This window comes from Mycobacteroides franklinii (assembly GCF_002013895.1).
Classification (GTDB): Bacteria; Actinomycetota; Actinomycetes; order Mycobacteriales; family Mycobacteriaceae; genus Mycobacterium; species Mycobacterium franklinii.
In genome coordinates this window covers 602,829-613,288 of record NZ_MAFQ01000005.1, presented here as the reverse complement: position 1 = coordinate 613,288, position 10,460 = coordinate 602,829, and the positions used below count along the sequence as shown (strand labels likewise).

The window sequence follows — 10,460 nt, the reverse complement described above, 5'->3', positions numbered from 1 at the left end:
CCAACCGACGACGACCACCACGACCCAGCCCGCCTCCACGTCCACACCCCGCCCGGCGATCACCATCCCGGGACTGCCCCCGATCCCGATCGGTCCGCGCAACTGAGCACCCCGCGCGATAACGGGCTCTCCGGGACGTTCGATGGAATCGCCTCGGCGATAACGGCTATCACGCAGTCGTTGTCTGCCGGCGGTGCCGTGAAGGTGCTCATCAGCGGTACTGCGGGCAGCGGGAAGACGTCCGTGCTGACGCGCGTTCGCGAGGCGTTGAGCAAGGCCGGCTCGCCAGCCGTCAACCACGTCCCGGAAACGGTGTCCGGTGGGAACATTGGCCCCTTCGTCATCGACGATGCCGACTCCCTGACGGATCGACAGCTCGATACCCTGCGCGCAGTGGTGGAGAACGACCCGGCGGCGGTCGTCGTGGTGGCCGCCACACCCCGGCGCAACTCCGCGCTGCGTGCCCTTTTTCAGGCCTTGGAACGCGAATCACCCTCGATCACTCTGGATCCCGTCAACGCGGGCGATATCGCCCGGCTCGTGCCGCGCTCAGCTGCACTCGCCGATGAGATTGCCGCCGCCTCCGGAGGTGTGCTGGCACTGACGGCGGCAGCCATCGATCATCTGGGCGATCCGTATCCACTTGAGTCGGCGCTGCGCGCGATCGATTCTCGCATTGACGAAACGTTGCGCCGCCTGTCACAGTCGGCCCAATCCGTCGTGCTGCTCATGTCGTTGGATTCCGGCATCGGGGCCTCCGATATTGCTGCGGCACTGGCACTCTCCGATGCAGAGGACCTGGTCGACGAGGCCTTGGCGAGCGGGCTGGTTCCCGGGCCCGGTCATGTCGCGTTCGCAGCAAGGGTGCACGGTTGCGCCGCCCGCCTACTCGGAGCCGCACGACATCTCGACCTTGAACGCTCGCTGCTGCGCACGCAACTCGAGATTGGTTCGGTATCCACCGATTTGGCTTTGGCACTGGTTGCACACGGGCTGCGCGATCGGAACATCGCCGCGCTGCTATCGGATTGGGCAACAACCGAGTCCGACCCCTTGAGCGCAGCCGACCTATACCGCGCCGCCTTGGCCGCGGGTGCCGAACCGGGCCCGCTGCGGGTACCTCTAGCCGAATCCCTAGCTCGCACTGGCGATCTGGCAGCGGCCGCCGCTCAGGCCGATGAAGTGCTCACCAGCACGGACTCCGGGCAGCGGGCCGCGGCCGTGCGCATCGCCGCGGCTATCGCATGCCATAACGGAGACTCCGGTCAGGCCGCCGCGCTGTACAACTGGTTGGGCACGGATATGGATGGCTTGACGGCCCTGACCGCGGCACCGGTGTTCGTCGGTGCGGGGCAGCTGGTGAGCGCACGAAAGTCCTTGGAAGACAATGCGACTGCCCCGCCCACGACGTCGGCCACCGCGATGCGCAATGCGGCTCTGGGCGTCATCGCATCCGTTGAGGGACGCAGCCAGGAGGCGTTGTCCTTGCTGGGGCAGGCCGTCACTCAACAGCCGTCCACGTCAGCCTTTACCCCGGATAGCACCGCCGCCCTGGCGGCGCTGACCATGCTGCACAGCGGCGACACCACGCGGGCTCGCAGCATTCTCACCGATGCCATCCGCACCGATCGACCTCATGACGTATTCGGAGTACGGCATCGGCTGCTCGTGGCCTGGATCGCCATGTTGTCCGGTGATCTGGCCGGCGCCACTCAATGGCTGCCCGGAGCGGAGGCGGAGCTGTCTCGCCGGGACCGCCTATTCGCCGAGTCACTGCGCACCGGTATCGCCCGACGCCATGGCGATACCGGTCCACTGCGCCAGCATTGGCAGGCCTCCATGGACGCGTTGTCGGCGTATTCCATCGACGTGTACACATTGCTCCCGGTCGGTGAGCTCTGGGTGGCCGCGGCCCGACTGCGCACCCTGGATGCCATGGCGCATCACGTGCACCGCGCCTTCGCGGTTCTGGCGCAGCTCGGCGATCCGATCGCCTGGTCTGCGCCCCTGCGGTGGGCAGGGGTACACGCCGCGATTTTGACCAATTCGCCGGAGAACCTCGCCCCGCATGGGCAGGCGCTGGCCGCGGCTGCCGGATCCAGCCCCTACGCACGCGCCCTGGCGACCGCCGGGCGTACGTGGCTGCGGGTGCTCGCCAACCAGGTGGACGGCGCCGAGGTGGACAGCGCCGCGCGGATGCTGACCGATACCGGATTGGGGTGGGACGCCACCCGCCTGGCCAGTCAGGCGGCACTGCACGCCAACGACCCGAAGGTGGCCGCCGCCATGCTCGCGCTGGCTCGCGATCTGCGGACCCCGTCCGCGGCGACTGACGGCCCCGATGGAAATTCCCCGCCGACGTCGGCGGCACATTCCCCGGCCTCCACTCGCCTCTCCGATCGTGAGCGTGAGGTCGCTGAGCTGCTGCTGCGCGGGCTTCCTTATCGCGATATCGGTGCGCAGCTGTTCATTTCGGCTAAGACCGTCGAGCATCACGTCGCGCGCATTCGCCGTCGCCTCGGCGCCGAATCGCGATCGGACATGTTCTCGATGTTGCGGGCAATCTTGGCCCCATAAGTGCGAGAAAGTTCACCCACAGGTCGGGTTAGGTAAGCCTGACTAGGACTTTCGACCCTGTCAATGCGACGATGACCTGGCATCGGACACAAGTTACTCACCAGTAACATTACACTTATTACTGACGGGTAACTTATCGGGACCGGGAGGTCAGTACCGTGAGTACAGCGACAATCACGCTGGGCACCATCGGCGTCATTTTCAGCCTGGTTGCCTGGGGGTCGTTCTTCGGCGGCGTCGTGAAAATGATTCGCGTCGTTCTCTCGGGCCAGCCCGACCGGACTCGTTGGCGTCCGATCGTCCCGCGTGTCAAGACCGTCATCGTCGAGGTGGTCGCGCACACCAGGATGAACAAGTTCCGCACCGTGGGCTGGGCCCACTGGCTGGTCATGGTCGGATTCCTGGGCGGCTTCCCGCTGTACTTCGAGTCCTACGGACAGACCTTCAACCCCGAGTTCCACTGGCCGATCATCGGCGACACATTCCTGTGGCACCTGTGGGACGAGATCCTGGGTATCGGCACCGTCATTGGCATCGTGACCCTGATCATCATTCGGCAGCTCAACCACCCGCGGAAACCGGAACGACTGTCGCGCTTCGGTGGCTCCAATTTCTTCGCCGCATACACGATCGAGATGATCGTGCTGGTCGAGGGCCTGGGCATGGTGCTGGTCAAGTCCGGCAAGATCTCGACCTTCGGCGGCGGGCACCCGTCATCGGACTTCTTCACCATGAACGTCGCGCAGCTGCTGCCCGCGAGCCCGTTGATGGTCTCCATCTTCGCGTTCATCAAGATGGTCTCCGGCGGCCTGTTCCTGCTCCTGGTCGGTCGCAAGCTGGTCTGGGGTGTGGCATGGCACCGCTTCGCGGCCTTCTTCAACATCTACTTCAAGCGCAACGCCGACGGCTCGGTGGCGCTGGGTGCGGCCAAGCCGATGATGTCTGGCGGCAAGGTGCTGGAGATGGAAAGCGCCGACCCCGACGTCGACGCGTTCGGCGCCGGCAAGGTCGAAGACTTCAGCTGGAAGGACCTGCTGGACATCACGACCTGTACCGAGTGCGGTCGCTGCCAGAGCCAGTGCCCCGCCTGGAATACCGGTAAGCCGCTGTCCCCCAAGCTGCTCATCACCTCGCTGCGTGACCACACGTACGCCAAGGCGCCCTACCTGCTGGCCGGTGAGGACAAGTCCAAGCTGAGCGAGGCCGAGATCGCCGAGGGCGAGCGTGCCTTGGTGGGTGCCGACGGAGCTGTTATTGACCACGAGGTGCTGTGGAGCTGCACCACCTGCGGTGCGTGCGTCGAGCAGTGTCCCGTCGATATCGAGCACGTCGACCACATCATCGACATGCGCCGCTACCAGGTGCTCATCGAGTCGGAGTTCCCCGGCGAGCTCGCGGGTCTGTTCAAGAACCTGGAGAACAAGGGCAACCCCTGGGGGCAGAACGCCAAGGACCGCCTCAACTGGATTGAAGAAGTCGACTTCGACGTCCCGGTGTTCGGCCAGGACGTCGACAGCTTCGCCGATTTCGAGTACCTGTTCTGGGTCGGTTGCGCCGGCGCCTACGAAGATCGGGCGAAGAAGACCACGAAGGCCGTCGCCGAGCTGCTGGCCCTGGCTGGGACGAAGTTCCTGGTGCTGGGCGCCGACGAGACGTGCACGGGTGACTCCGCACGCCGCGCGGGCAACGAGTTCCTGTTCCAGCAGTTGGCCATGCAGAACATCGAGCTGCTCAATTCGGTGTTCGAGGGTGTCGAGCAGAAGCAGCGCAAGATCGTGGTGACCTGTGCGCACTGCTTCAACGCGCTCGGCAATGAGTACCCGCAGGTCGGTGGCGACTACCAGGTGGTGCACCACACTCAGCTGCTGAACCGGCTCGTACGCGACAAGAAGCTGGTCCCCGTTGCCCCGGTGTCACAAGACGTCACCTACCACGACCCGTGCTACCTGGGCCGCCACAACAAGGTGTACACCGCGCCGCGTGAGCTGATCGGCGCTTCCGGTGCCGCACTCACCGAAATGCCAAGGCATGGCGAGCGTTCCATGTGCTGTGGCGCCGGTGGCGCCCGCATGTGGATGGAAGAGCAGCTGGGCAAGCGCATCAACATCGACCGCGTCGACGAGGCCCTGGCCACGCCGGCATCCAAGATCGCGACGGGCTGCCCGTTCTGCCGTGTGATGCTCACCGACGGTGTGACCGCACGCGACGATTCCGCCGCCGTGGAGGTCGTCGACGTCGCACAGCTGCTACTCGAGTCCGTCGGCCGCACCGAGGACGTCCGGAAAGCATTGCCCGCCAAGGGAACTGCCGCAGCAGCGGCAGCCGAGCGAGCTGCCACCAAGGTCGCCGAGCCCGAGCCCGCACCAGCCGAGGAAGAAGCGCCGGCCGCAGCCAAGGTCGAGGCGGCCGCAGCCGAAACCAGCGCCGCGGAGGTTAAGCCCGTCTCCGGCCTGGGCATGGCCACCGGAGCCAAGCGACCGGGCGCCAAGAAGGCTTCAGCGACACCCGCCGAGGCCGCACCCGCCGCCGAAGCGACCACCGCAGCGCCGGTGAAGGGCCTGGGCATGGCAACGGGAGCCAAGCGTCCCGGCGCCAAAAAGGCCGCCCCCGAAACCAGCACCGCCGAGGCAACCACCGCAGCTCCTGCGGCCGCACCGCCGGTCAAGGGTCTGGGTATGGCGGCCGGGGCAAAGCGTCCCGGCGCCAAGAGCGCAGCACCTGCGGCCGCTCCCCCGACTCCGGCGTCCGAACCGGCGTCCGAGGCGCCGGCGGCAGCTGCTGCCCCGGTGCCGCCCGTCAAGGGTCTGGGGATGGCGGCCGGGGCAAAGCGTCCCGGCGCCAAGAAGGCCGCCCCCGAAACCAGCACGGCAGCTCCGGCAGCCGAGACTCCTGCGGCACCCGCCACCCCGGCGGTGGAGGCACCCGCGGCTCCTGCCGCTCCGGAACCCCCGGTCAAGGGCCTGGGCATCGCCGCCGGCGCACGACGTCCCGGCGCCAAGAAGGATGCTCCCGCCGCCGCTGCTGCTCCCGTTGCGGAAGCAACTCCGGAACCGGCACAGCCCGCCGCCGCACCGGAGCCCGTGGAACCGGCCGCACTCGCACCGAAGGACGAGACCTCTGCGGTGCCGGAGCCACCGGTAAAGGGCCTGGGTATGGCCCCGGGAGCACGCCGCCCCGGCCGCCGAAATTAGATATTGGCTGGACAGCAATGCCACCATTGAGACCGTGAGTACCGATAACTTGCCGACTGACGTGCCCCCGCGCGTGCCCGGCCTCTCGCCGCGCCAGCATCAACGGGTCTTTGCGCAGTCCACCAAGCTGCAAGACGTCCTGTACGAAATCAGGGGTCCGGTACATGCGCAGGCCGCCCGGCTGGAGGCGGAGGGGCACCGCATCCTCAAGCTCAATATCGGCAACCCGGCGCCCTTCGGTTTCGAGGCGCCCGATGTCATCATGCGCGACATCATCCAGGCGCTGCCCTACGCGCAGGGCTACTCCGACTCCAAGGGCATCCTGCCCGCGCGGCGTGCGGTGGTCACCCGCTACGAGTTGGTCGACGGGTTCCCGTACCTGGATGTGGACGACGTCTTCCTGGGCAACGGGGTATCCGAGCTGATCACCATGACCACCCAGGCGCTGCTCGACAACGGCGACCAGGTGCTCATCCCGGCACCCGACTACCCGCTGTGGACGGCCGCGACCTCGCTGGCCGGCGGCACCGCAGTGCACTACCTGTGCGATGAGACCAACGGCTGGATGCCGGATATCGAGGATCTCGAATCCAAGATCACCGAGCGCACCAAGGCCCTCGTCATCATCAACCCGAACAACCCGACCGGCGCGGTGTACACCCGCGAGATCCTCACGAAGATGGTCGAACTGGCGCGCAAGCATCAGCTGCTGCTGCTGGCCGACGAGATCTACGACAAGATCCTCTACGACGATGCCGAGCACATCAGCGTCGCATCGTTGGCGCCGGATCTGTTGTGTTTCACCTTCAATGGTCTGTCCAAGGCGTATCGGGTAGCCGGCTACCGTTCGGCATGGCTGGCCATCACCGGCCCCAAGGACCACGCGGCCAGCCTGCTGGAAGGCGTCAACCTGCTGGCCAACATGCGACTGTGCCCCAATGTGCCTGCCCAGCACGCGATTCAGGTTGCCCTGGGCGGACATCAGAGCATCGACGACCTGGTACTCCCCGGCGGTCGCCTCCTGGAGCAGCGGGATGTGGCCTGGACGAAGCTCAACGAGATTCCGGGTGTCTCCTGCGTCAAGCCCAGGGGCGCGCTCTATGCGTTCCCACGCCTGGATCCTGAAGTGCACCACATCCACGATGACGACCAGCTTGTCCTGGATCTGCTGCTCAACGAGAAGATCCTGTTGACGCAGGGCACCGGGTTCAATTGGCCTGAGCCGGATCATCTTCGAATCGTCACGTTGCCGTGGGCCCGCGACCTTGCCGTAGCCATCGAGCGGCTGGGTAACTTCCTGGCAAGCTACCGCCAGTAGGCGCCCTCCGCCGACACTCCGGTTTTTGACGCGTTTCGCGAGTGCGTCGCGCAAATCACGGCGTGTCGGCGCAGATCGAGTCAGGTGTGGGTCAGCTCTTCCACGCGCTTGCCCAGGCAGAACACCCGCCATCCGGCGTTGACCCACTTGGCGGCGTCTAGGCAATTACGCCCGTCCACAATGACTTTGGTGCGCACCACCTTGGCCAGCTCGTCGGGGTCGTAGTCGACGAACTCCTGCCACTCGGTGAGCAGCAGCACCGCGTCGGCGCGGTCGGCGGCTTCCAGCACCGAGGTGGCGTAGTTGAGCGTCGGGAACAGCCGGCGCGAGTTATCCAGCGCCTTCGGGTCATACACGTTGACGGCGGCTCCGTTGAGCTGCAGCAGCCCGGCGACGTTCAGCGCCGGTGAGTCACGAACATCATCGGACTCCGGCTTGAACGCCGCGCCCAACACCGCGATGTTGGCGCCAAGCAGCGATCCACCGCACGCCTTGGTGGCAAGCTCCACCATCCGGGTGCGCCGCCGCATGTTGATGCTGTCCACCTCGCGCAGGAAGGTCAGGGCGTGGCTGGCTCCCAGCTCGCCCGCGCGCGCCATGAATGCCCGAATGTCCTTGGGCAGGCATCCCCCGCCGAATCCCAGGCCCGCATTGAGGAATCGCCGACCGATGCGCGGGTCGTAGCCCAGGGCGTCGGCCAGGGTGGTCACGTCGGCACCCACCGCCTCGCATACCTCGGAGATGGCGTTGATGAACGAGATCTTGGTGGCCAGGAAGGCATTGGCCGAAACCTTGACCAACTCAGCGGTTTCCAGGTCGGTCACCAGGAAGGGCACTTCCTCGTCGAGGATCGGCCCATACAGCTCGCGGACCAGCTTCTCGGTGCGGTCGGAGTCGCGCTGCACACCCAGCACGATGCGGTCCGGGTGCAGGGTGTCCTTGACGGCATAGCCCTCGCGCAGGAACTCGGGGTTCCAGGCCACCTCGACATCCACGCCGTCGGCCGCGAATCCTGCTGCCCGCTGGCTCAGTTCGCGTGCGGTTCCGACCGGAACGGTCGACTTACCGATGATCACCGCTGACCGGGACAGCAGCGGAACCAGAGTGTCGATCACCGAGTGGACGTAGCACAGGTCCGCCCCGTACTCACCCTTCTTCTGGGGCGTTCCCACACCCAGGAAGTGCACGTCGGCGAATTCGGCGGCCTCGGCGTAGCTCGTGGTGAAGCGCAACCGCCCGGCGGCGATGTTGCTCTGCAAGATCTTTCGCAGGCCCGGCTCGTAGAACGGGATGTCACCACCGGAAAGCTTGGCGACCTTCCCCGGGTCGATATCGACGCCCAGCACCTCGTGACCAAGCTCGGCCATGCACGCAGCATGGGTGGCTCCGAGGTAACCGGTTCCGAATACAGTGCATCTCATACTGCCTATATAGGCCGCCAGGGTTAGCAACCTGGATACGCCGCCCCATCGGTGTCCTAACGCAGGGTGTACGGCGGGCGGAGCCCCGTTTTTCTTGCCACAAGGAGCTCAATCACGCTGGTGAATAAGGGATTAACGCCCGCCAAACGACCAGGGGAAACCCGAGTTGGAGCCGCCGCCGGATCCACCGCCGTACGAGCCGCCGCCGTGAGAGCCGCTGTTGCCGCCCCAGCCACCGTGGGAGCCGCCGCTGTCGGAGCCACCCCGGGAGCCACCGCTGTCGCCCCAGCCGCCGCGCGAGGATCCGCCGTCGGAGCCACCCCGGGAGCCACCGCTGTCGCCCCAGCCGCCGCGCGAGGATCCGCCGTCGGAACCTCGAGAGCCCCCACTGTCGCCCCAACCGCCGCGGCCGCTGTCCGAATCCCTGTCAGAGCCACCGCGTGATCCGCCACGCGAACCGCCATCGGAATTACCGCCGCCGATGGGTGGCAAGCCAGGAATCGAAATGAGGGGCGGTTGCGTGTACTCCGGGCGACTGCGCGGCCACCACGGATTCTCCTGGCGCCTCGGCTGTTCCCACGACGGCGGGAACAACGGAATCGGGACGGGTACGACGGCCGGCGCGGGTGCCACCTGTGCGGGCTCCTCGGGGGCAGGAGCCGGCGCGGCCGGCGGTGCGGGCGCCTCCGGCGCGGGTGCCGGTGCCTGCGGAGCCGCCTGGACCGGTGCGGGGGCCTGCTTGGGCGGCGCGACGTTGTGCTGCGGCGCCGGGGCCACCACCTGCTGCACGGGGGCCGGGGCCACTATGGGCGCCGGTACCTCTGCCGCGGGTGCGGGCGAAGCTTGTTTGGGCGCCTCAGCGGGCAGCGGGTTCTGTATCGGGTTCTGTACGACGGCGCGATCCGGCGAGGACGTACCTTGGTCCACCGTGGAACGCACCGTCACCGTCAGGGAGACGGCAAGGGCTATTGAGCAGATGCCAAAAACCAGTAGCAGCGGCGCACCAACCAATAAGAACGGCTTGCGTTCCGCGGGTTGGTCGTCGAAGTCCCTGTATTCGCTCAGCTCGGTCTTTGCTTCCTCGGTGCTCTCGGTAACGGCGCCTGGGTGCGCGAAACCTGTTCCCGTGGGCCCTTCCAGCGAGTAGGCCTGCCCCAGCAGCGCGGTGCTGGCCTCGAAATCGGGTTCCTGTGCCGACGCCAGCGCGGCACCACGGGCCAATGCCAGCTCGGGCTGGTCCGGGGAATTCACCGGCAGCGAGATGGCCTCGCCCAGCGGATCGGCCAGGTCCGAGACGTCGGTGCCCAGGCCCAGCAAGAACACGCCGTCAGGGGCGTTCTCTTTGCCTTTGAGCGGGTTGACGAGGTTGGCCAGCACACCCGAGGTCACGCCGTTGATAAGCGCCTCGCTGGCCAGACCGACGATCGATCCGTCTGCGGAATCGACCACCGCGAGCGTCGCGTTTTCCGGTTCGATGACCAGCAGCGCCGACTTTTCGTATCCGGTGACGCTACTGGCGGCCTTGGCGAGCGCACCACCGGCATGTAGGGCCGAGAAGAATTCGACGCCGTCGATCCCCCGGCTGGCCAGCGAGTCGCGCAGCACCGCAGCCTCGGCGTGGTCGCTCCACACCACACCGGTGGACACAAGATTGTGGCCCCCGTCGAGCATGCCGTCGCGGGTACCGACGATGGCGGCAAGCACCTGATCGGAGGCGGTGCCTTCGCCATCGGAGACGATGATGGTGTCGGTGTCGACGATCCTGCCGTCCGCACCTGCGCCCTCGACCAGTACCAGCCGGGCAGTCGTCGGTGTCATCGAGACACCAAGTACGACGTCCACGTCAGATCCTCCGCTACATATCGACACGGTCACACGAACAAACGCGCCAAGGCCGTCAAAAAGTTCGAGTCATTGCCGATTATGTATCGGGCCGGCGCGCTACCGCGTTAC

5 protein-coding genes are annotated in these 10,460 nt (G+C 66.5%); 3 read left to right on the top strand and 2 right to left on the bottom strand.

Translation table 11 applies throughout. From position 1 onward, the window contains the following. The first annotated feature begins 198 nt into the window (after positions 1–198). The 3 genes from iniR to B4393_RS09825 all read left to right on the top strand — a co-directional run bounded on the left by iniR (position 199) and on the right by B4393_RS09825 (position 7,086). A complete protein-coding gene (gene iniR / locus B4393_RS09835; RefSeq protein WP_078334016.1) occupies positions 199–2,577 on the top strand; it encodes an isoniazid response ATPase/transcriptional regulator IniR in 2,379 nt (792 codons plus the stop codon). A 158-nt stretch (positions 2,578–2,735) separates the two neighbouring features. Then, entirely contained in the window at positions 2,736–5,768 is a 3,033-nt protein-coding gene (locus B4393_RS09830) for a (Fe-S)-binding protein (RefSeq protein ID WP_078333939.1), read from the top strand. 7 nt (positions 5,769–5,775) lie between these two features. Beyond that, on the top strand, positions 5,776–7,086 hold the full coding sequence (locus tag B4393_RS09825) for a pyridoxal phosphate-dependent aminotransferase (RefSeq protein ID WP_078333938.1): 1,311 nt from the start codon (positions 5,776–5,778) through the stop codon (positions 7,084–7,086). Positions 7,087–7,166: 80 nt separating this feature from the next. Here the strand turns inward: B4393_RS09825 and B4393_RS09820 are convergent, their stop codons facing one another. Together B4393_RS09820 and B4393_RS09815 are read right to left on the bottom strand one after the other, a co-directional pair. Beyond that, positions 7,167–8,507 (bottom strand): UDP-glucose dehydrogenase family protein, encoded by a 1,341-nt coding sequence (locus tag B4393_RS09820; protein WP_070938142.1) that lies wholly within the window; start codon positions 8,505–8,507, stop codon positions 7,167–7,169. Positions 8,508–8,639: 132 nt separating this feature from the next. Then, positions 8,640–10,349 carry a DUF7159 family protein gene (locus B4393_RS09815; RefSeq protein WP_078333937.1) on the bottom strand — a complete coding sequence of 570 codons (1,710 nt, stop codon included), beginning with the start codon at positions 10,347–10,349 and terminating at the stop codon, positions 8,640–8,642. Positions 10,350–10,460: the final 111 nt, after the last annotated feature.